This window comes from Nocardia sp. NPDC019395 (assembly GCF_040632335.1).
Lineage (GTDB): Bacteria > Actinomycetota > Actinomycetes > Mycobacteriales > Mycobacteriaceae > Nocardia.
On the sequence record NZ_JBEYBT010000007.1, the window covers coordinates 217,988 to 240,489 of the forward strand.

Annotated in this window: 18 protein-coding genes; 6 read left to right on the forward strand and 12 right to left on the reverse strand. The window is 67.9% G+C overall.

Features of this window, described 5'->3' with window-relative positions; genetic code table 11:
* Positions 1-4 precede the first annotated feature (4 nt).
* The 9 genes from ABZ827_RS19535 to ABZ827_RS19575 form a co-directional block, all read right to left on the reverse strand.
* Positions 5-1,270: an HEXXH motif-containing putative peptide modification protein gene (locus tag ABZ827_RS19535; protein WP_357238384.1), complete on the reverse strand. Its 1,266-nt coding sequence runs from the start codon at positions 1,268-1,270 to the stop codon at positions 5-7.
* Complete coding sequence (locus ABZ827_RS19540) at positions 1,267-2,889, reverse strand: chloride channel protein (RefSeq protein WP_357238386.1); 1,623 nt, start codon at positions 2,887-2,889, stop codon at positions 1,267-1,269. The genes ABZ827_RS19535 and ABZ827_RS19540 overlap by 4 nt, the downstream gene beginning before the upstream one ends.
* Entirely contained in the window at positions 2,886-5,273 is a 2,388-nt protein-coding gene (locus ABZ827_RS19545; protein WP_357238388.1) for an SAV_2336 N-terminal domain-related protein, read from the reverse strand. The genes ABZ827_RS19540 and ABZ827_RS19545 overlap by 4 nt, the downstream gene beginning before the upstream one ends.
* A gap of 1 nt (position 5,274) precedes the next feature.
* Entirely contained in the window at positions 5,275-6,309 is a 1,035-nt protein-coding gene (locus ABZ827_RS19550) for a MoxR family ATPase (RefSeq protein WP_357238390.1), read from the reverse strand.
* Position 6,310: 1 nt separating this feature from the next.
* Positions 6,311-8,215, reverse strand: a complete 1,905-nt coding sequence (locus ABZ827_RS19555) for a trypsin-like peptidase domain-containing protein (RefSeq protein ID WP_357238392.1) — start codon at positions 8,213-8,215, stop codon at positions 6,311-6,313.
* Between the two features lie 18 nt (positions 8,216-8,233).
* Positions 8,234-8,560: a CU044_2847 family protein gene (locus ABZ827_RS19560; protein WP_357238394.1), complete on the reverse strand. Its 327-nt coding sequence runs from the start codon at positions 8,558-8,560 to the stop codon at positions 8,234-8,236.
* A 234-nt stretch (positions 8,561-8,794) separates the two neighbouring features.
* Positions 8,795-9,556: a GntR family transcriptional regulator gene (locus ABZ827_RS19565; protein WP_357238396.1), complete on the reverse strand. Its 762-nt coding sequence runs from the start codon at positions 9,554-9,556 to the stop codon at positions 8,795-8,797.
* A 76-nt stretch (positions 9,557-9,632) separates the two neighbouring features.
* Positions 9,633-10,307, reverse strand: a complete 675-nt coding sequence (gene dhaL, locus ABZ827_RS19570) for a dihydroxyacetone kinase subunit DhaL (protein ID WP_357238397.1) — start codon at positions 10,305-10,307, stop codon at positions 9,633-9,635.
* Positions 10,308-10,319: 12 nt separating this feature from the next.
* Entirely contained in the window at positions 10,320-11,315 is a 996-nt protein-coding gene (locus tag ABZ827_RS19575; RefSeq protein WP_357238399.1) for a dihydroxyacetone kinase subunit DhaK, read from the reverse strand.
* A 104-nt stretch (positions 11,316-11,419) separates the two neighbouring features.
* On the opposite strand from ABZ827_RS19575, the gene ABZ827_RS19580 reads away from it, so the two are divergent.
* From ABZ827_RS19580 to ABZ827_RS19590, 3 genes are read left to right on the forward strand one after another with little or no spacing between them, the layout of a single operon-like run.
* Positions 11,420-12,214, forward strand: a complete 795-nt coding sequence (locus ABZ827_RS19580) for a hypothetical protein (protein ID WP_357238401.1) — start codon at positions 11,420-11,422, stop codon at positions 12,212-12,214.
* Between the two features lie 14 nt (positions 12,215-12,228).
* Positions 12,229-13,572 (forward strand): FGGY family carbohydrate kinase, encoded by a 1,344-nt coding sequence (locus ABZ827_RS19585; RefSeq protein ID WP_357238403.1) that lies wholly within the window; start codon positions 12,229-12,231, stop codon positions 13,570-13,572.
* A gap of 45 nt (positions 13,573-13,617) precedes the next feature.
* On the forward strand, positions 13,618-14,925 hold the full coding sequence (locus ABZ827_RS19590) for an MFS transporter (protein ID WP_357238405.1): 1,308 nt from the start codon (positions 13,618-13,620) through the stop codon (positions 14,923-14,925).
* Positions 14,926-15,050: 125 nt separating this feature from the next.
* Here the strand turns inward: ABZ827_RS19590 and ABZ827_RS19595 are convergent, their stop codons facing one another.
* Positions 15,051-16,238 (reverse strand): cytochrome P450, encoded by a 1,188-nt coding sequence (locus tag ABZ827_RS19595; RefSeq protein ID WP_357238434.1) that lies wholly within the window; start codon positions 16,236-16,238, stop codon positions 15,051-15,053.
* A 523-nt stretch (positions 16,239-16,761) separates the two neighbouring features.
* Between ABZ827_RS19595 and ABZ827_RS19600 the strand changes: the two genes are divergently transcribed.
* The 3 genes from ABZ827_RS19600 (at position 16,762) to ABZ827_RS19610 (ending at position 19,865) form a co-directional block, all read left to right on the forward strand.
* Positions 16,762-17,577 carry a class I SAM-dependent methyltransferase gene (locus ABZ827_RS19600; protein WP_357238406.1) on the forward strand — a complete coding sequence of 272 codons (816 nt, stop codon included), beginning with the start codon at positions 16,762-16,764 and terminating at the stop codon, positions 17,575-17,577.
* 80 nt (positions 17,578-17,657) lie between these two features.
* Positions 17,658-18,170, forward strand: a complete 513-nt coding sequence (msrA, locus tag ABZ827_RS19605) for a peptide-methionine (S)-S-oxide reductase MsrA (RefSeq protein ID WP_357238408.1) — start codon at positions 17,658-17,660, stop codon at positions 18,168-18,170.
* Between the two features lie 78 nt (positions 18,171-18,248).
* The gene (locus tag ABZ827_RS19610; RefSeq protein WP_357238410.1) at positions 18,249-19,865 is read left to right on the forward strand and encodes a phosphatase PAP2 family protein; all 1,617 of its coding nucleotides are present in this window, start codon (positions 18,249-18,251) and stop codon (positions 19,863-19,865) included.
* A gap of 12 nt (positions 19,866-19,877) precedes the next feature.
* Here ABZ827_RS19610 and ABZ827_RS19615 read toward each other — a convergent pair whose 3' ends face one another.
* On the reverse strand, positions 19,878-21,509 hold the full coding sequence (locus tag ABZ827_RS19615; RefSeq protein WP_357238412.1) for an MFS transporter: 1,632 nt from the start codon (positions 21,507-21,509) through the stop codon (positions 19,878-19,880).
* Positions 21,510-21,539: 30 nt separating this feature from the next.
* On the reverse strand, positions 21,540-21,965 hold the full coding sequence (locus ABZ827_RS19620; protein WP_357238414.1) for a VOC family protein: 426 nt from the start codon (positions 21,963-21,965) through the stop codon (positions 21,540-21,542).
* Positions 21,966-22,502 lie beyond the last annotated feature (537 nt).

The window sequence follows — 22,502 nt, forward strand, 5'->3', positions numbered from 1 at the left end:
CCCGTCACACTGTCTGTGCGGCCGCTCGGCCGTCGCTGTCGGCTACGGCGGTATGCCGCATCAAGGTCACGAAACGCCGGCCGGCCGGCGTCAGCCGATCGGAATCGAGCAGGGTGTCACATCCGGCGAGCGTCTGGCGGCGCACCGGTTCGGCATCGGGGACCGCCACCGCCCCGGGGTGTCCGGCGGCCAGTCGCAGAAAGCGGCTCACGGCCAGATGCGCGTAGATGCCGTGCAGCAGTGCGCTCGCGGGCCGGAGCTCACGGCGCCACGGCGAGGGCAGATCGGCGGGCCCCTCCACCGCGATCAAGGGCCTGACCTCCATCAGCACACTGAGCTTCGAATGCTGGAATTCGTGCAACAACCCGGCGGCGACGCGGAGCGCGTCGGCCGGCAGGACCATGGCGGCGGCGCCGAAGGAATCGGCGAGAGTGGAGGTCACGAACGGGTACGAATCACCGGCCCGGGGCAGTACCGCCCGGATCCCGCGGATGAGCGGGTCAGCGAGTTCGGGGACCACCGCGACCAGCAATTCGACAGCCTCGCCGAAAACCCGCTGCCAGGCCTCGAATTCGGCATCCTTCCACGGTGTCCAGCGGGCGTCGCGCCCTACGGTATCCACTTCGGGCCATGCCGACGGTGTCGGCGGCAGATCGTCGAATTCGATATCCACGGCACCGCCGGGCAACCGCGCGGTCAACCGCCGGATCGACGTCCAGCGGTATCCGTCCAGGGTGGCCGCACCGTTTCCGTCGTGGCGGACCCGGGCGGGAGCCGTCGCCGGCCCGATCCAGCAGCCGAGACCCGGTAACACCACTGCGTCACCGACCCGCGGCAGCTCCATTTCGAATGTCAGCCCGGCGCGTACCGCCGCGGCCGCCGCGAACGATGCGAGATGGGCCACTGGCTCATCGGATACGAGGTCATCGTCTCCGCCGACGGCGCATACGGCCACCCAGGCACCGAATCTGGGGTGCTGGAATATTTCTCGCGCGATCTCGGGGTCGCGCCGCTGGACGGCGACCAGGAGATCGAAACCGTCGCGCGCCAGGCGATGCCGGTCCCCGTCCTCTCCCTCTCCATCGCGCAATACCGCGGCCAGAAAGGCCAGATTCCGGCTGACCCGCGCGCGTTGCAGAAGCGGCAGGACACTCGGTAGGTCGGACAAGGTGGCAAGGGTGTCGAGTTCGGGTCCGGTTACGTCCAGTACGGGATTCCGTCCGGTTGCCCGGATACGCTGTTTCCCAGCTCTTCTCGAGGTGACGGTCATGTGCCGCCACCCGCACTGTGACCGGCGAACACTATCCCGACCGCGGCGCGGCGGCGCAGTGCGATACGCACCGCGCGATTCACCTCGGGCCGGTGGTCATCGAGCAACTCGTCGAGCGGCAGATCGGCCAAATCGGGTAGGCCGGGCGTGGCCTCGGGCTCCATCGGGCACCCCTCCCGGGATGAGTCGGACCGATTCCGGCGACGGGAACGGATTCCGCCGATGAGTCGATTCGGCCCGGCTCTTCTCCTCATGTCATCTGCATTCAACATAACCGAATGCGCCATTTGCCGGTAAGGGCCGCGAGATCGGGCGGTCTCCTGACTCGGGAACAAGGTGATATCCCGGGTACACACCGCGGCGAGGGCCACCGCGATCACCAGCCCGGCGGGCGGGACCAGATATCCGGCGATCTCGACCGCGAAAACGGTCGCGGCCAGCGGAGCCCGCACTGACGCACCGAGACATGCCGCGACCCCGGCAATCGTGCAGGCCGCGGCGGGGCCGGGGTCGATACCGGCTTCCACCGCCAGCCGCCAGCACAGGGCACCGACCGTCCCGCCGATGACGATCGCCGGCCCGAACACCCCGCCGACCCCGCCCGCGTGCAGGGTGACGGCGGTGGTCGCGATCTTGACGAACGGCAGGGCGAGGAGCAGCCACAGTGGCAGCGCGAGGACCTCGTTCTGCGAAAGCGCCAGCGATACCGTCCCGTAGCCGGTGCCCAGCGCCATCGGCACGAAGATTCCCACCGTTCCGACGAGGGCACCTGCCAACGCGGCCGTGACAACAGGCCTCTTCCGCGCCGGTCGCAGCAGGCGGCCGACCCGATGGAACGTTCCGACGTAAACGCGGGCCAGCAATGCACAGGCCAGGCCGACCGCCGCGAGCACCCCGGTGGCCGCCGGGTCCCACGGAGCACCGAAATCGGTGATTTCGAACATCGGGTGGTACCCGTACACGAGGACGAAAATTCCGAAGGCGATCGGCGTGGCCGGTGCCGCGTACAGCACTGCGCGCCAGTGCATTCCGCGCCGCCGCAGCAGTTCGGCGCTCAGAACGGCCCCGCCTATCGGGGCTTGGAACAGCGCACCCACACCCGCGCCCAAGGCCGCGGCGACCACCAGACTCGCGTCCGTCTCGGTCAAGCGCAGCCGCCGCGCGATCGCCGCCCCCAGTGAGGCCGCCACCTGCGCGACCGGCCCTTCGGTGCCACCGGAACCACCGGTGCCGAGAGTTATTGCCGTACCGGATAATTTGGCCACCGCACCGCGTACGGTCAGGCCGTCCAGGTCGCGGGTGTTGACCGCGCCGATGACGCCATCTGTTCCGTTGACCTGCGGCCCGCCGGTGCGGGACACCAGTACCGCGGTCACCGTTCCGGCGGCGACCAGCAGCGGCACCAGGAGCGCGCCGCGACCGCCGAGGGGCCCGGCCGGTGCGTGCCACAACCCGTCGGCCATCGGTTCGAGCGGCAGGACCGAACCGAGCAAGATACCGGTGACCACTTCGAGAAGCGCGCGCAACGCCACCGCGCCGAGCCCGGCCGCGACCGCTGCCAGCAGCAGCGCCGCGCACAGCGCACCCCACCGGCGGTCCGGCCCGGGACGCCCGGTCATTGCCGGTGGTCGTCGGCGCCGGCGGAATCGAGCATCCGCCGGGCCTCGGCCAGGCTCGCGCCGCTGTGCCGACCGGCGACCCGCGCGAGAATATTCGACAGGTCGGCTGCGAATCTCGCGGGCAGCGAACCGGTACGGACGGCGCGAACTGCCCGGGTAACCGTATCGAGCAGGGCGGTACCGGCTTCGCCGGGTTCGTCCGGCAGTGCACCCGCGGCATGCCGGAAGTATTCGATGACCTGGCCTTCCAGCTCACTGTTCGGGTTCGCGGACATGGTCGCGATATCGAGATAGGCGCGCGCGATCTTGAACATCAGCACGCTGCCGCGATCCGGTTCGCCGGTATCCGATTCGGCTGCCGCGAGACACAGATCCACGGCTTCCCACGCGTACAACGGATCACCGGTTATCTCGCAGCGCCGGAGCAGGGCATCGGCGAGACGTTCCGACAGTTCCGCGCGACCGGGGTCGTCGGCTCCGGTGATCTCCACCGCGGAGCGCAGCACCCGGGTCGCGTCGGTCAGGAAGTCGGCGCCGCCCACTGCCTCGAACCGGTGCAGCAGCAGCTCGCCCAGCCCGGCCATGGTCGCGGTACCCGCATCGGTGTCTTCCAGCTCGACCAGCGCGGCCTTGCCCACGGCGATCGCTTCGTCGAGATCGCCCGGGTTACCGCTGTCCTCCCATCGACGCCGCAGCAGTACGGTCAGCCCGTTCAGCAGACCGCCCCGCTGCGCGTGCCCCATCGGCAATGTTTGCAGTGCCCGCCGGAACGCGGTGAGCGCGATATCGGTATCTCCCAGCCGCATCGCCTCGTCGGCGGCGCGGACGAGGGCTTGGTAACGCTGTTCGTCGTCCGCGCCGGGAGGTTCGGCCGGCGGATCGGGAAAGTTCGGCGCGATGCGGCGCAGGGTTTCCGGGGACAGATACGCGAACGGCGAGCCGCCGGCCGAGGGGTGCGAGACAACCGCGCGGAACACCCGGCCCGGAACGTCGTAGTGCTGGGTGACGAACCGCGACGCCGCGGCGAGGACCTGGGCCGCTTCGCTGCGCGGCAGGGCATCGCGCAGAATCTTCGCGACGTCCGGCCGGAACGCGAACACCCGGCTGTCCTCGGGGATGGTGTACGGCGGTGCGGAGCCGGTGCCCGCATCCTCGATCAGCCCACCCGCCAGGACCTCGGCCAGGACACTGCGTTTACTGCCCGGCAGCACCGCCTGCTGAACCAGTCGCATGATCGGCGGCAGCAGCGGAACCTGTGCCAGGCTCACCGCCAGGCGAAACGCTTCGGGTGACGAGGCGGAACGGAAACGCCGCACCCGTTCGAGTGGGTTGCGGCCGAGCTCCTCGTCCTGTCGCACAGCGAGCGGCCGGGGTCGCTTCGCCGCCGGATCCGGGAGCCGCAGCAGGGGATAGCCCGCGGACCGTCGCTCACCGGACAGCAGTTGCGCCCAGGGCCGGATCCAGCCGGGCGTCAGTTCGAGCACCGGAACGGGTATGACGGCCGTGTCCTCGGGGGCGATGAGCCGCAGCGGGGAGGGGCGTTCGGGAACGACGGCGGTGACCCGGCCGTGGCCCCACTCCAGGCCCGTCCGCCGCCACAGGTTGCTGGGTAGCGGTTGGACGATCGCCACCGGGGACTGCGCGGCCAGGCGCGCCAATTCCGCCGCCGCGGCTCCGGAAACCCACGCGTCACCGAGGCAGGCGGTGAACACCATGATCACACGCCGGCCGGTCGGATCCGACAGCACCGATAGCGAGCGGTCCGGTGTCCCACGCGGATTCGTGGCCAGCCGGGGCGCGCCCGCGGCGTCCTCGTCCAGATACCACACCGTGACCTGGCGAAAGCCGACCGTATTCACCAGATTCCGCACGGCGTCGGCGAGTCCGCTCCACGCCGCCATCGACGAATGCCGGTCGAAAACCAGTGCGGCTTCGCGTCGGCGGACCGGATTCTCCTTGGTGACCGGCCAGGCGACCGCGGTGCGGGCAGTGCGGTCGACTGTCGCTTCTTCGTCGAAAATCAGTTCGTGCGGATCGGGAATTCGACGAGCCAGCGGCCGCAGCTCACCGAGGACGTTGGTTTCCGAGTCCAGCGGTGAGGGCGCGGGCATATCGGCCTCGATCCGGTACGGCCAGGCTGCCGTATGGCCGGGTGGTACCGGCAGTGGCGATTCCCGCGGTAGCAGATGCGATACGGCGCCGGTATCCGGTGTGGCGGACGGCGGGGTGCCCGGCTCGAAATCGTCCGGTAGCGCGTCTTTTCCGGTCATATCCGAACCCGGCTGGTCCGCGATGTGTTTGGCGAGCCAGAGCGCCTCGGCGACGGTTCCGCCGTCGACATCGAGTCCGCGGAGCGCGTCGAGGAGTTCGGACAGGCTCGACATCTCAGCCTCCGGAGTCCGTGGGTTGCATCAGCCGCTCGGCCAGGCGTTGCCGGTCCAGCCGGTCGGTGCCGTCCACCCGGCCGGCCTGGGTCAGCACGTGCAGTGCGATCAGCAGCCTGTCGGTCGGCAGCGTTCCCAACTCACTGCGCCGACGTACGAAATTGTCGATGATATCGCTGTATTCGTCCACCGCCGCACTTCCCAGATGTGCGGCTACCACCCGTTCCAGTTGCCCTCGTTCGGGTTTCTCCAGTCGCAGGTGCAGACAGCGGCGCAGGAAAGCGGGCGGGAACTCGCGCTCCCCGTTGCTGGTCATGATGATCACGGGGAAGGCGTTGCACTGCACGAAACCGTCACGCACAGCGACCCGTTCGCGCCCCTCGTGGCTGAAGACCTCCACTTCGGGCCGATGAGCCCGGATCCGCCGCAACTCGTCGATCTGATACTCACCGTTCTCCAGAACGTGCAGCAGATCGTTGGGCAGATCGATATCGGCTTTGTCTATTTCGTCGATTAGCAGTACCCGGGGCCGCTGGTACGGCAGGAGCGCGGTGCCGAGTGGGCCGAGCGTGATGTAATCGGCCAGACCGGCCGCTCCGTCACCTTCGGCCCGGTTACCGGGCAGCTGGGCTTCCTCGAACCGGCGCAGCGCGTCGTAGTGGTAGAGGCCGTCCTTCAGGGTGCTGCGACTGGTGATCGGCCAGTGCAACACCGGCCCCAATCCCAGCTCGCGGGCGATCAGATAGGCCAGCGATGATTTGCCCAGCCCCGGAGCGCCGGTGGCCAGGAGCGGTCGCCGGCACAGCAGCGCGGCATTGATCACATCGAGATCGTCGGAACGCAGTTGATGCGCGCCGATCCCGTTACGGCCGAGTTTGCGATCCATCTGCGCGGGTTGATCGGGCTGTGGCTGCGGTGGCGTTACCAGCGGATGCCCGGTGAAGGTGCGCGAGATCATCGGTGGGGGCACGGCGTCCCATCCGTCCGGGCGCGGTTCGCCCGACCCGTGGAACACATGCCACGTCGGCGCTGTCATATCAACTCCCTCGTAGCCCCGGCCCGGCGAGCGGCGTGGGACGTCTGCTTTCCCCGGGTCTATCGATAATGCAAACGATCTTGCGCCAGAACTCGTCCCGATCCTCGGAACCGGCATGTTCACGCTGTTCGCGCCAGATCGCAGCGTACCAATCCACCGGTGATTGTTCGTCGATCCGGGCTTCTATGTCCGCCCTGAAGGCCGTGCCGTCGCATATGTCGCCGCCGTCGGGGTGTACCGCGCAACCGGTGGTGTGCCATACGGTCACAGGCAGCGCGTTCGAACTGGACGCGGTGAGCACCGCGGGGGTCGGCGGTGTGGAAACAGCCACTCCGTCGGGCGGGCCGTTTTCGACGAACAACTCCTGTAGCGTGCGCAGATCCTGTGCCCGCGCGTCACCGCAGCCGAACCAGACCAACCCGTCGGACGCACTCTCCTGTAAACGGGTCCAGCGATTCTCGAGTTCGATGACCTGCTCGTGGGTCTTCTCCCAGGTACTGCTGCGCCGCAGCCGCATCATGAACTTGCTGAACGGGCGCTCCTGCGAGCGGCGCCATTCGTAGAGCGGATCATCGATCAGATGGTCGTCGGGCAGGGCGACCACGATCTCGACGGTTTCCGGCGGTTTCGCGATCGCCTCCAGCTTGCTGTCGAGCGCCTGTTTCAATTCCTGTTTGGCCTGTTCGAAACTTCCGCACCGGCCATCCGACTCCGGTGCGATGATCTCGTCCCGGCCCGTTTTCACGGCGAGTTCGTACCGGTGCGGGATCGGCGAACGATCGTCCAGCCGCGGGCCCTCGTCCGGCACGATGATGCCGAACACCGTGGTCATCTCGACTGATTCCGGACGGGTCGCGGCGAAGGGCCGGTCGAATTCCGGGCGACCGGCGGGGAAGTCCTGTTCGAATTTCCGGTATCTCTGCGCGGTGAGGAATCTTTTGGGGAGCTCCTGCATCGCCTTCGCCACATCGGGTGTCAGGGCGAGATGTTTCAGCGCGAGCGCACAGAATCGGGACAGATCCCAGCCCTGGCTCTGGCATTCGGTCCCGATGTATTCGACCACGTCACGCAAGGTGAGCAACCGGCTCGTATCGAACGGGGGCGAGTCACGGAACAATTCGTCGACAAGGCCCTGCGATACGAGACGCTCCGTGGCAGTCGGAATCCTGGCCAGCCAGCCGTGCGTTTCCACCACCCACCGGCGAACCAGGGCCTCGTCGTCCTTCCCGCCGGGCAGGCGATCCACCCACGCCGGCTCATCGCGGTGGTAGACATCGTGCGCGGTGACGATTTCCTCGTAGAGCTCGGTGCCGCGGCGCCGCAGGCATTCCAGCAGGCACGAGATCGCGCCGCCCTGGGTGGTCTGCACGTTCTCGCTCGCCTTGAACAACCCGACGACACCGCCGTGCCGCACGGACCATACCGGGGCACCGGACATCCCGGGCACCACCGGCCGGCCGCCGTCGACGGTGAAGAAGAGCGGCGGTTGCGCGTCCCGGAACCGATACCCGTGGTGGACCTCGAGGAACCGTTCGGGACGGCTCCCGTTGAGCGCGCAGACGAGCAGTGCGTCATCGTATTTCAGCACCGGCTCGGTGATGAGAACGCACGGCGCGGTGACTTCGCCGGGCCGGTCGAGCCGGAGAACCGCGAGATCGTCGAAACCCCAGGGCGATCCCCGCGCCTGCTGGGCCGAGGCGGCTACCACGGAGGCGCCGCACGCACTGCCTTCACCGAAGGCCAGCCGCAGCCGGGGCCCGGCCGGAACCGCGACATGGGCAGCCGTCACCGCGTAATCCGGGGTGATCCGGAAGGCGGTACCGATCTGTTCGGCGTCCGGCCGGTCGGCCGATACCGTGGCGGTAGCGCCCTTCAGCAGTTCCTCGATATCGGCGTGTACCGGCACGGCGTCCTCACCCTTCGCCTACTGTCCGGCGGGCGCGGCGGCGGGCCCCCAGTCGAGTTTCACCTTGAGCGAGGCCTTCACCCCGCCCGAGGCGAGCACCGCGACGACCCGACCGGCGTCGAGCGATAGTTCCAGACCGAATTCGACCGATACCGTATCCGGTTTCAGTCCCTCGACGCTGTTGTGTACGGCGGCGGCGACGCTCTGGATCGTCGGACCGAGGGTGTCGAGCTTGAACCGATCACGCAGGCCGACGTCCACTCCGGTGGTATCGGACGCGTCCTCGTCGACCCGCGCGTAGATGATCGCCCCGTCCGGCATCTCCACGCGTTCGATATGGGTCATCGGCTACCCCCGCTCTCTGTTCCGCCGCGCGACCAACAGTACCGCCGGATTCGCCACATGATTCGAGAACGGGCGGATCGCGCGCGGGCATGCCGACAGCTCTCCCATCCGGATGGGTCGCACTGTAACACCGAAACATACTGAGCGGCAATCAGTCTCCAAGTTGACCGTCGGCGCGACGGTAGCCGGGGGATCGCGGTATCACCGAGTCCACCCGGCGGACTCGGTGCCGGTTCATTTCTCGCCGGTGTCCACGTTCACCTCGAGTGGGACGACCTCGCTGCGCACCCAGGTGTCGTAGACGTCGTATCGCTCGCCGCGCGGTGTCCACGATGTGGACCTGATGTGCAGGATCGGGGTATCCGGCGTGATCTCCAGTGCCGCCGCGATCTCCGGGGTGGGGCCCACCGCCCGGATCTCCCGATGCGCACCGCCGAGGGTGTAACCCGCGTCGGCGAGGAGTTCGGTGAGGGAGGCGCGGCCGGCGAGTACCTCCTGCGCCGCCGCCACGACCGGTACCAGTGCGGGCGGACTGTAGTTGATGCTGTACAACGCGGGTGTCCCGTCGAGGCTGCGCAACCGGACCAGCTGGAATCCGGCCGTATTCTCCGGCACCTCGAGTGCCCGGCAGGCGTAGCGCGGCAGCAGGGTGGGTCCGTGCCGCAAGGCCTCGGTGGTGACCGCACGGTTCTGATGGCCGATCGCGTTCTCCAGGAACCCCTCGGGCCCTTGGATAACCCAGCCCGGTGGTGAACTGGGTTGACTGGCGAACACCCCGCGTCCCGGAACCCGGGTCACCAGACCGCGGGTTTCCAGGAGTTGCAAGGCCTGCCGCACCGTCGCCCGGGATAAGCCGAACTCGGTGCAGAGTTCGTTTTCGCTCGGGAGTCTTTCGTCGCGGGCGATATCGCCGGCGTTCAGGCGCCGCTGCAGAACCGCGAACAGTTGCTGGTAGTACGGGGTGGCGGACTGCCGATCGATCGAGTCGGTGGCCATCACCGCGCGTACCTCCCTGTCCGATCGTGCATCGGTGCGGGCCCGAGTCTAATCGTCCGTACGGTTCGGACCGGAGTCATGCGGTTTCGTTGAGCCAGGTGGTGTCGATATCGGCCGGACGCTCTTCGTACGACGCCGCGGCGGCCTGCAATATGAGGGCCGCTGCCGCCGCGCCCGGGTCGAGTACGCCCCGCGCCACCTCACCGACATAGCTCGCCCGCCCACGTTTGGCGACGAGTGACACGGTGGTGGACGCCCCCGCCACCGCCGCGCCGGCGGTCGCGGTGAGCGCCGCGGCCGGTTCGCCGGCGGACACGAGGGAGGCGAGGGTTTCGGCGGCCGGTGCGAGTGCGTCGACCATCGTCTTGTGCCCGACCTCGGCCTTCCCGTACCGCTGCACCGTGGCCAGTCCGGCGCTCAGCCCCTGGGAGAACTCGGCGAGGGTGGGCTCCGGACCCGTTGTGCAGCGGGCGAGTTCGCGGAAGAACATGCCAAACAGCGGGCCGCTCGTTCCGCCGGTGCCGAGGAAACCCCGGGACACCGCGGTCAGCCACGCCGAATAGGAGACGGGGTTATCGGTTTCGATGTTCTCGCGCGCCCGGCGCAGGGCGGCAGCGATATTGGCGCCGAAATCGCCGTCACCCGCGCGTCGATCGAGGTCGGCGAGAGCTTCGGTGCGGTCGAGGAAGGCCTCGAACATCGTTTGTACCCACCGCTGCCCGAATCCCGCGGGCAATGCTTCGTTGGTCATGAGCAGGCTCCTTCACCAGGTCAGGGCGGGGGTGCGCACGGGCGCGTCCCACAGCGGAAGCAGATCGGCGTCGGCGGGCAGCAGGGTGAGCGAGACGCCGACCATATCGAGCGAGGTGACATAGCTGCCGACCAGCGACCGGGCGACGGTGATCCCGCGATCGGCGAGCCGATGATGCACCGCCCGTGCTGCGATCGACAGTTCGATGGGGTACGCGCCGCCGAGTCCGTTCACGATCGCGATAACCGAGGACCCCTGCGCCTGCCCGAGTTCGGCGACAAGCGGATCGACCAGCAGTGACATCAGCGTATCGGCGTCGGCGAACGGGACCCGGCCCGTACCGCGCTCGCCGTGGATCCCCACACCCAATTCGACTTCACCGGGGTCGAGGGTGAAGGCCGGTTCGGTTTCGCCGGGGTGGGTGCCCGCACTCAGTGCGAAGCTCAGCGTGCGAGCGTTGCGCGCGACGCGGCGGCCGAATTCGGCGACCGTGCTGAGATCCGCTCCGGCTTCCGCGCTCGCGCCGCAGATCTTCTCGACCGCGAGTACCGCGGCGGTGCCCCGGCGTCCCGGTCCTTCTTCGCTCTGGGTGGCGAGATCGTCGTCGACGAGCACGGTTTCGGTCGCGACCGCATCGTCGTCACCCGCGATTTCACCGGCGATCTGGAAGTTGAGGACGTCGCCGGTGTAGTTCTTCACGATCTGGACGACACCCCGCCCGGAGTCGGCGGCCACGGTGCCTTCGTGGACCTGCAGTGCCGTCGGACTGGCGAACACGGCACCGGGTACGGCCACGTCGAGCATGCCGTGCCCGACGAAACCCGCGTGTAGTGGCTCATGGCCCGATCCGCCGCCGGAGACGAGGCCGACCTTGTCCCGCGCGGGAGTCGCACGGGTGACGATTCCGCTTTTCCGGTCGTAGGCGACGAGCGTCGGGTTGGTCAGCGCGAGTCCTTCGAGTGCCTCCTCGGGAGCGTTCTCGGCCAGGTTGCGTATCTGTCGGCGCACGATGTCGTTCTCCTTCGATCGACTGTTGACCGATCCTAATCCAGCTCGTACTGTACGGTCCGTACGGCCTGTACGTACAAGATAATCGATAGAGCGGAGCCAGGATGTCCATGGAATACCGGATGCGCCGGACGCTACCCAGCGATCGGGTGGCGATCATCATGCCCGTCGACCACGGGCTCATCTTCAACCGCATCGAGGGCCTGGAAACTCCGTCCGCGCCGTTCGCCACCTGGGCCGATCACGATGTCACCGGCTTCATGATGACCCCGGGCCAGGTCAAGCAGACCGAATCCTTCTTCGCCCGTAACCCGCAGCTGACCAGGGTTCTCACCCTCGACACCTACTACGACCACACGCAGTTGGACGGCGGCGGCGCGCACCGGCTCATCGCCACGGTCGAAGACGCCGTGCGGATGGGAGTCGACGCGGTGAAGATGCTGTTCCCGTGGAATATCTCCAACGCGGAGCGGGCGGCGCTGTGCGAACGCGTCGGCAAGGTCGTCAGTGCCTGTGACGCCTGGGATATTCCGCTGGTACTCGAACCGGTCCTGATCGGCGCGCCGCGCACCCAGGAGGTCATCGAGGAAGAGGAACAGGTCGCCCGGATCGCCTACGACCTCGGCGCGCATATCATCAAGATCGCTTTCCCGGGGGAGGAGCGCACCCGGCGCCTCGTCGAGGAACTGCGGGTCCCGCTGGTCATCGCCGGGGGTCCGCTGGCCGGTCCGCCCGAGGATACGGTGGATGCGGTGGCCCAGACCATCCGGGCGGGTGCCCGCGGTGTGATCGTCGGCCGTAATATCTGGCAGCGCGAACGCGAGGTCGCCGAAAAGGTCCTCGCCGAGGTCGCGACGCTGACCCATCAGGTCGGCTTCGGCGACCGAGATTCCCAGTGAAGGGTTGACGAGGCGTGAGCAGGCGTTCGAGCGTAGTGCTCGGTGCCGATGTGGGCAGTACGAATATCAAGGTCGTAGCGCTGGACTACGAGGGCCGGGTCCGGTCCAGGGCCCGTCGCGCGACGCCGCGGCGGGAGGGCGACCCCTCGATCGACGCGATGGAGCTGTTCACACTCCTCGAGGACCTGGTCATCGAAACTTGCGGTGACGAGTTCGCCGCGGCGGCCATCTGCGTGGCAGGAGTCGGTGAGGACGGGGTTCTCGTCGATGCGGACCGACGGCCGCTGGGCCGTGCGCTGGCCTGGTTCGATCCCCGGCGCCAGGGCATATTCGACGAACTCGAATCGCGTCTGCCACCCGCGGAAGGACTCGGCGTCGATACCGACCCGGCCCGCACACTGGTCGGCTGGGCCTGGGCCGGAAAGCACCTTTCCGGCCGGACCCGGCCCCAGGCGTGGCTGGCGTTGACCGATTTCGCGTCGTGCCGCTGGACGGGTGCGGACTTCCTGAGCGATACGCTCGCGGCCCGCACCGCCGCCTGGCGGACCACTGACCGGACGTGGTCGGCCGAGCGGGTCCGGGCGACGCTCGGGTCGCCGGATCTGCTTCCCGAAGTGAGGCGTGCGGGTGACATCGTCGGCGCGTGGCGCTCCGGCCGGCTCACCGCGGCCGGGGTATTGGACGCCGACCCGGTGGTCGTCAGTGGTGGTCACGACCATCCGATCGGCGGCTGGGGTGTCGACCGGATCAGTCCGGGCGCTGTTCTGGATTCCATGGGCACGGCCGAAGTCGTCGTTGCCCAGACGGGCTTGTCGCCGGCGGAGGTGACCGGGCAGATGGACGTCTCACCCGGCGTCCGCGCGACAGCTACCACCGTGCTGCGGGTGGAGGAGCTGGCGCGCAACGTCGCCTGGGCCGCCCGTGACGAGGCGGTCGACAAAGCGCTCCAGCAGCTCATCGCGGGTGATCTCCGGCCCGACGAGTACATCCATTCGACCGTGTTCCTCCCGGGCGCACCCGGCGGCGCGCCCCCACGCTATGCACCGGACGCCCCCGCCGACCCGATATCCCGGGCCTCGGCTGTGCTCGGCGCACTCGCGGCGCGGGGTGGTGACGCGATTCGCGATATCGCCGCCCTCATGCCGTCCGCGCCCGCGCTCTACACGGCCGGTGGCTGGGCTCGCTCACCCGGCTGGATCCGGATCAAACAGGCCGTCGCCGGACTCCCGTTCACGGTGATCACCGAACCCGAGACAACCGCGGCCGGCGCCGCACTCCTCGCCGCGGACGCGCTCGGCCGCCCGGCCGACGCCGCCCTCGCGCTGACACCCCGAAACCCGGTCGCGGTCGAACCCTGACCGCTGTACCCGATCGCTACTGCCTTCACTGTCGAAGGGAACCCGATGCTGTCCGAAAAATCTTCCGCCGTACTCGATCGCCTGGGTCTTCCGGCGCCCCTGATCTGGGGTTATGTGGGCGTTCTGCTCTTCATGATCGGCGACGGTGTCGAGAGCAACTACCTTTCCTCATTCCTCGTCGACGCCGGTTTCGCCGAGAATCGCGTGGCGGCGGCCGTCAGCATCTACGGCATCTTCGTCGCGGTCGGTTCATGGCTGTCGGGGACGCTCGCCGCGATGTACGGACCGCGGCGCGTCATGCTGGCCGGCGCGGTGCTCTGGGTCGTCCTCGAGGCGGTACTGCTGGTCGCCGCCATACCCAGTGATTCGGAAACGCTGGTCATGATCGTCTACGGCGTCCGCGGTATCGGCTACCCGTTCTTCGCCTACGCGTTCCTGGTATGGCTCAACAATGCGACCCCGGCCCGGCAGCGGGGCACCTCTGTCGGCTGGTTCTGGTTCGCCTTCGGCGCCGGACTGCCCACTCTCGGTTCGCTGGTGGCGAGCGCCAGCATTCCGGTGGTCGGCGAATACGGCACATTCTGGGTGGGCACCGGGCTCGTGGCCCTGGGCGCGGTGGCCGCGCTGGTCGGGGTCCGTGACCTGCGGCATGCCGGGCCGACCTCGGCGGAGGGCGGCGCATCGTTCCGCGAACTCCTCAACGGGATCACCATCTTGTGGCGCGAACCCCGCATCGCGACCGGCGCTTTCGTCCGGTTGGTGAACACCGCCCCCAACTTCGCCCTGTTCGTTGTGGCCCCGCTGTATTTCACCGACGATATCGGTTTCACACAGGGGCAATATCTGCTGCTGGTGACCTGCGTGTACACCGCGAATATCTTCGCCAACCTGATGTTCGGCATCGTCGGGGACCGGTTCGGCTGGCGCCGCACGGTGACCTGGTTCGGCTGTGTGATGTGCGCCGTGGGAATGCTGCTGCTGTACTACGTTCCCCAGATCGTGGGGCCGAATTTCGTGGTCACGCTGCTGTGCTGGGCGGTCTTCGGAATCGGCCTGGCGGGCTTCGTACCCCTCACGGCGCTGATGCCCGCTCTGGTCCCGGCACCCGACCGCGGCAGCGCACTCGCGATCTACAGTCTGGCCGCCGGACTGTCCGCTTTCGTCGGCCCGGCGATCGTCGGCGCCCTCGGCGGCACCGCCCATATGACCGCCCTCATCTGGACCTTCGTCGTGCTCTACCTGCTCGCCGCCGCGGCCAGCGTGACCCTGCGGTCGACCGTGGATCCCGGCGATGCCGAGTTCGAGCCCGCCGATGCAGTCCCCGAAAGCCCGCTCGACCGCCCGGTGTCCTAGCGGCGATACGGTTCGCGCCCGACGGCGTTCGTCCTGCGTGCCCCGCCTACCGGCCCTGCCGGTAGGCGGGGCGCAGGACTGGATATCAAGCGCGGATGGCGCCGACGTGGTGTCCGGCGGTGCCATTACCTCAGTGGTGGCGAGGGTGGGAACTTCACCGGCAGAGCGGTCAGTGAACGGTGGAACGGGCCGGGGCGCCAATCCGGGCCCTCGGGGAGATCCAGTTCCATTTCCGGGAGGGCGTCCAGCAGGAGATCGATGGCTTCCTGGGCCACCAGGTAGGCCGGGGTCTGTGCGGGACAGGTGCGTTGTCCCAGGCCCCAGGACAGGTGGGAGCGGTTGCCGCGCTGATCCTCGGCCCGGATCGTGGGGTCGTGGTTGCAGGCGGCGATGCTGATGACGACCGGCTGATGGGCCGGGAGCCAGACATCGTCGATCAGGATCGGCTGCCGCGGGTAGGTGATCAGGAAGTTCGCCATCGGCGGGTTGTCGAACAGTACCTCGTCCAGGGCGTCCCGGGTGGACAGGCTGCCGCCCAGCACACTGCCGCCGACCTGGTCGTCGGCGAGGATCAGCAGCAGAGTGTTGGCGATGAGATTCTGCTGGAGTTCGATCACCGCGCCGTACAGGCCGGCCAGCTGGTGGGTCATCTCCTCTTCGTCGAGCTGGGCCTCGTGCTTCAGCAGCCGCGTGGTGACATCGTCGCCGGGATTCGAGCGTTTGTAGGAGACCAGTTCCGCGAGCGCGGAGTTGATCATTCTGTTGCCCTCGCCGGCGTAGACGCCTTCGAACATGGCGGCCATACCGGCGGAAACCCGCTGCCCGATTTCCGGTGGGCAGCCGAGGAGTGCGTTGCAGACACCGAAGGTCAGGGGGAACGCGTACTCGAGGAGGAGATCCGCGCTGCCCGTCCCGCAGAAGGCACCGATCAGGGGAACCGCCAGCTCCTCCACGGCCCGGCGCAGCCCGTGCAGGTCCACATCGGCCAAGGCCGCGACATTCGCGGACCGATAGCGGCGGAAGGCCTCGCCGGTACTGCGGGCCGGTACGGGCCGCCATTCCATGATCGGTAGCACCGGGCAGTCGGCGGGCATTCCCTTCTGCCAGGTCCGGGGATCGGCCGGGAAATGCTCGTGATCGTTGAGGATGCGCACCGCCACCCCGTGCTCGACCACGAGTGTCGCGGGCACCCCGGGAGCCAGGTCGACAGGCACCATGGACCGATGCCGGCGGCGCATCTGCCGGTACACCCGGTGCGGGTCGTCGGCGAACTCGGGCGTGTACAGCGGAATCCGCGGGCCGTCATCGGCCATCGGGGAGCCGTGCACGGGCCGGGCGACGGGGGTGCCGAATTGTGGGGTTGTCAAAGTGGCTCCATACTGTTCGCACTGAGTGCCGGGAGTTCGCGAGCGGCTCTCGACACCCTCGGGCACCATACGCGGCCCGTACATATATTGCCTTGCGGCTCAGATGATCTACGCGGAATGTCCGTTTCGTATTCGAGTCACCCGCCCGCGTTGTCGCAGTTCGCTCGTCGCGGCGTCCAGCGGCGTGACCGTGTCGTATATATGCGAGGCGATAGAGGTCGCCGGGGACGCCGGGCCGGCGCCGGAAAGCGACCTCGAGTACCCCGCGCGCACCCGGGAGCTGCCGGGGGTTTGCGCAGTGAGATCACGGAGGCCGACAATTGGGTCGGTCCGGTAGTGAATCGACCGGGCGATTCGATGTTCGAGCCGGCGGCCGCGAGAGGTACTTACCCGGAGGGCGCGAGATGCCGTGTGGTCCGAGTTCCGCACAGAGCGATATCCGAGTTCCGCACAGGACGAGGAGCAGGCGATGACGCAGTCCGTTTCCGGTGATCTGAAGACCAAGCACAGAGCGATATGGGCGTCGGGTGACTACCCGCGTGTGGCCGCCGATGTGATCCCCGAGCTCGGGGCCCGTCTCGTGCGTGCCTGTCCGATCGGGCCGGGGAAGAAAGTACTGGATATCGCGGCCGGATCGGGAAATGCCGCGATACCGGCCGCGGTCAGTGGGGCCGAGGTCGTGGCCAGTGACCTGACACCGGAGCTGTTCGAGGTCGGGCGTCGCAATGCCGCCGCGGCTGGCGTGGAACTCACCTGGGAACAGGCGGACGCCGAAGCGCTGCCCTATGCCGGCGGCGAGTTCGATGTGGTGCTCTCCTGCGTCGGAATCATGTTCGCACCGTTCCATCAGGCCGCCGCCGACGAACTGGTCAGGGTAACCAGAAGCGGTGGGACCATCGGCCTGGTGAATTGGACACCCACGGGTTTCATCGGGCGGATGTTCGCCACGATGAAGCCGTTCGCCCCGCCGCCGCCCGCGGGTGCGCAACCGCCGCCGCTGTGGGGGTCGGAGGAGCACGTCACCGAGCTGCTGGGCGACCGGGTGACCGGCCTGGATATGCGTCGTGAGCACGCTGTCGTGGATTGTTTCGCGGACGCCGATATGTTCCGCGAATTCTTCAAGACCAACTACGGGCCCACCATCGCGGTCTACCGGTCACTGGCCGGTGAACCGGAACGGGCCGAACAGCTGGATCGCGCACTCACCGATCTCGCCGCCGAGCACGATCTCGGTGACGGCCGGATGGAATGGGAATATCTGCTGGTCACCGGGCAGCGCGACTGAGCGCGGACCAGCCGGGGACTTTCCGTGCTGCCCCGTACGTTGAACCGGGGGCCGATAATGACGGGGACGAAGGAGGAAGCGTGACCGAAACGCGTAAGGCGATCCTGGCCGGCGGATGCTTCTGGGGTATGCAGGAGCTGATCCGGAAGCAGCCGGGTGTGCTGACCACCCGGGTCGGCTACACCGGCGGGCAGAACGACCATCCGACCTATCGCAACCATCCGGGTCACGCCGAGGCGGTGGAGATCGTCTACGACCCGGCCCGCACCGATTACCGGGCCGTACTGGAATTCTTCTTCCAGATCCACGACCCGACCACGAAGGACCGTCAGGGTAACGATATCGGCACCAGCTACCGGTCCGAGATCTTCTATCTGGACGACGAGCAGAAGCAGGTCGCGCTCGAGACCATCGTCGATGTCGAGGATTCCGGGCTCTGGCCGGGCAAGGTCGTCACCGAGGTATCACCGGCGGCCGAGTTCTGGGAGGCCGAACCCGAACACCAGGACTATCTGCAGCATTTCCCCAACGGCTATACCTGCCATTTCCCGCGGCCGGGATGGAAGCTGCCGAGTCGGCGCACCTCCGCTTAGGTGGTGGCGGGGTCCCGCGGCCCGTCCGGAGGCGCTACGGGTCGCGGGCGTCGTTGTGGGCTGGGTAGTGTCGGGCGAGTGAGTGGCTGGACGCGCAACAGGTTTCGCAGAATCGGGCTGATCGATCGCACGGTGGGCGATACCGTCGCGCAACTGCCGGCATCGAAGGCCGATGCCGGTTTGCTGCGTCTCACCGCCAGCGCCGATCACAGTGTTCTGTGGATGGCCTGCGCGGGTCTACTGGCCGCCCGGGGTGGTTCGACGCGGCGGGCCGCGTTGCGCGGAGTCGTCTCCGTGGCCGGTGCCAGTTTCGTGACGAATATCGTGCTCAAATCCGTTTTCGCACGCCGCCGCCCGGCCGCCGAGCTGATGCCCGCGTACCGGCGGCTGTCCCCGGCCCCGACCTCGTCGTCTTTCCCGTCGGGGCACAGCGCCAGTGCGGCGGCCTTCGCCACGGCGGTGGCGATGGAAAGCCCACGCTCGGCACTCGTGGTGGCGCCGGTGGCGGCCGCCGTGGCCTATTCGCGGGTCCACACCGGCGTGCACTGGGGTTCGGATGTGCTGGTCGGCGCGGCCGTCGGCTCGGGGATCGCGCTGGCCACCCGGCGCTGGTGGCCGGTGCGGGAATCGGACGAGGCGCAGGCGAGTCCCGTTCCCGAAGTGCCGGTCCTGGCCGAGGGTAAAGGTCTTGTGGTGATGGTCAATCCGGTCTCCGGTGACGCGAACTACGATCCCACCGATGATGTCGTGGCCGCCCTGCCCGCCGCCACGGTGCTGCGTACCCGGCCCGATTTCGACTGTGCCGCACACCTCGAGCAGGCGATCGCCGCACAGCGGGAACCGGTGCGGGCGGTCGGTGTCGCGGGCGGGGACGGCACCGTGGCGGCCGTGGCCGCGGTCGCGCTACGTCACGACCTGCCGCTGGTCGTGATCCCCACCGGGACGCTCAATCATTTCGCCCGCGATCTGGGTGTCTACGATCTACGCGAAGTGATCGACGCGACCGGTGTCGGTGAGGCGGTCGCGGTGGATATCGCCTCCGTCGAGTTCGGGGACGGAAATGACACGCGCACAAGGCATTTGATAAATACTTTCAGCCTCGGGTCCTATCCGGATCTGGTGCGGTTGCGGGAGAAATGGCAGAAACGCTGGGGTAAGTGGCCAGCCTTCGCCGCCGCGCTGGTGGTCACCCTGCGCCGGGCAGAGCCGATCGAGATCCACCTCGACGGCCGCTGGCAGCGGGTGTGGTTCCTGTTCGTCGGTAACGGGCCCTACCATCCGCGCGGCGCGGTGCCCGCCTTCCGCGACCGCCTCGATTCCGGTCTGCTGGATGTGCGCTGGCTGCGCGCCGATCTGCGCTGGTCGCGTACCCGTGCGGTCGTCGCGCTGGTGCTGGCGGCCATCGGGCACAGCCGGGTGTACGGCGAACGGCAACTGCCCGAGCTGGATGTGCAGCTGCCCGAACCCGAGGCGCTCGCGGCCGACGGTGAGGTGATCGGCAGCGCGACCCATCTGCGGTTCACGATGACCGGCCGGCTGGCCGTCTACCGGCGCGACGAATCGAATCCGCTCTGGGCCGACCGCAGCCGCCCGCACCACCGCCGCGCACCCTGGCTGCCGGAGGTGTTCCGTATCCCGGTGGGCAGTCGGATCGCCCTGGCGATGCGCGGTTTCGGCGCCTCCCGCCAGGTGTAGCCCGGGCACGACTCAACCAGGGCCCGGAGGTTCCGTCGCCGGGGACCGCGCCGGGAGCCGCCTGGTCACCAGCAATGCGGCCACAGCGAGTAAAGCGGTGACCGCGAAGGTGGTCTGCAGAGCGTTCAGGCGTGCCTCGGAATTGATCGTGACCACTTCGTCGGTGGTGGACGCGTCCACCCCGGCGTCGCCAAGGGCGGTGCGCAACTGCGTATCGGAGAGAAATGGAACACCGTCGGCCAATTCCGTGGCTGCCTGTTGCTGCACCGCGGCCGGAACCTGCGGGTTGTCCGCTATACCGTCGGCGACCGATGACGTGAGCGTGGCGATGAGCACGGAGCCGATCAACGCGGTACCCAGCGAGGCGCCGAGATAGGTGGCGGTGTTCTGCAGCCCGCCCACTTCGGCGGTACGTGATTCCGGCACCGCCGAGACCGTGACCGCACCCAGTTGCGAGGCGAGCGCGCCCAGACCCGCACCCATCAGCAGCATCGGCAGGGCGACCACCCGGGCGTCCGCACCGGGATCCATACCCGCGGCGAGCAGCAGTATTCCGATGATCATCGACACCAGGCCCAGCCGCACGACCCGCCGCGGCCCGGCCCGCGGGGCGAATTTCGGGATCCCCACCGCGGTCGCGATCAATGCCACCGATAGTGGCAGCAGGCGGGCGCCGGTCCCGAGGGCGCTGAGTTGCAGCACCACGGACAGGAACAGCGGTACGGCGAAGAACACTCCGGCCTGTACACAGAACTGGGCGAAGAACATACCCAGCCCGCCGGTGAGCTGCCGGTTGCGCAGCAACCCCGGATCGAACAGGGGTTCGCGCCCGCCCCGGATCTGTGCCGCAAGCCGTTCCGAGAGGAGATACAACAGCAGCAATCCGCCGAGCAGCAACCAGACAACCGGCGACAGACCGAACAGGGCGGGGGCGCCGGGACGTTCCTGGATCCACCCCCATTCGCTGGAGCGCAGTACGCCGTACACGATCATGCCGAGCCCGCCCACCGAGAGAAGCGAACCCACGATATCTAGCCGGGCCTGTTCGACGGGACTATCGGTCATCCGGCGGAGCAGCAACATGATCAGCGCCACCACGACGACCTCGCCGAAGAACACCAGCCGCCAGGAGGCGTAGGTGGTCACGGCCCCGCCCAGCAGCGGTCCCACCGCCACTGCGGCGGCGCCGGCGGCCGCGACCAGACCATAAGCGGCGTTACGGCGTTCGGGCGCGATATTCGCGGCCACCAGCGAAACGATCGCCGGCATGATCAGCGCCGCACCGATCCCTTCCAGCAGCGACCAGCCCAGCAGCAGAATGCCCAGATTCGGCGCCAGCCCCGTGACGAACGACCCCACCCCGTACACGATCAGCCCGATACCGAACACCCGGCGCCGGCCGATGATCGCGCCGATCTTCCCGCCGGTGATCATCAGCGAGGCCATGACCAGGGTGTAGAGGGTGATCGCGGTCTGGATGCCGGTAATGGTCGTGCCCAGGTCTTGGGCCACCGTCGCCATCGACACGTTCATCACCGAACTGTCGAGGGTCATCAGGAACTGCCCGGCGCACAGCACAGCGAGCACCAGCCCGGAACCGGACCGCGTCTCCGGTCCGGCGTGATTGTCTGTCGGCGGGCTCATCGTGGTCGCGCCGGGCCGCTGGCTCTGCGCCTATTCGGCGGAGCTGTAATCGAACATCCACGGAATGGAGAAACGGTCGGTCAGCATCCCGAACAGTTCGGTCCATTCTGTTTTGGCGAGATGCATATCCACGGTCCCGCCGACGGCGAGCGCTTCGAACAACCGCTGCGATTCGTCCGGATCGCTCAGCTCGAGACATACGGTGAAATTCGGGCGCGCCGAAACATCGACGGTCTGCCCCGGCGGACAGTCCGACCCCATCAGTATCTGCTCCACCCCGTTCAGCGGCAGCGCCACATGCGCCACCAGGTTCTTCGCCTCCTCGGGCAGATTCGCGGCCTCGCCCATATCGCCGAAACGGATCAACTGGAGCTCGCCCCCGAACACGGATTGATAAAACGCGAACGCCTCTTCGGCATTGCCGTTGAACATGAGGTACGGATTGACGGATTTCACGCGGATCTCCTTCTCAGCTGCTTGCGGATATGGAGGAATGCCGGGAATACCGAGCGACGGCAAACCGGTCCGTCGCCTCGTCGGCAACCGTACCGCCACCCCCCGCAAGCCTTCGGAGTTTCGCCCCACCGTTACCCGATCGAACGCACCCCTCCGCACCACCGAGTCCTCCGTGACCGACCCCGCTCCCTCCCCACCACCACTGGACGCGCTCGTCCCACCGCGAGCCGTACCCCTCCAAGACCCGCCGAACTCCCCGTCCCCCTGGGCACGTCTATTTCGGTGTGTGCCGAAGTCCCTGAGCCTCTGTGGTTTGTCTAGTTCACCGTCGCCCCTGGGACGCGTTTGTTTCGGTGCTAGCCGAGCCTCCGAGGTCGCCGCCCCCTCACCCGCCGCCGCCAGGCGCGTTTGATCCTCCTACCTCCAGTCGGTCCTCATACATCCCCACCCCCGTTTCCCGCATGCGGCCGGTCCACCTTGGTGGTTCGGGGCCCGTCTCGTTCTGGAGCGACCAGAGCGAAGGAGCGCAGCGACTGA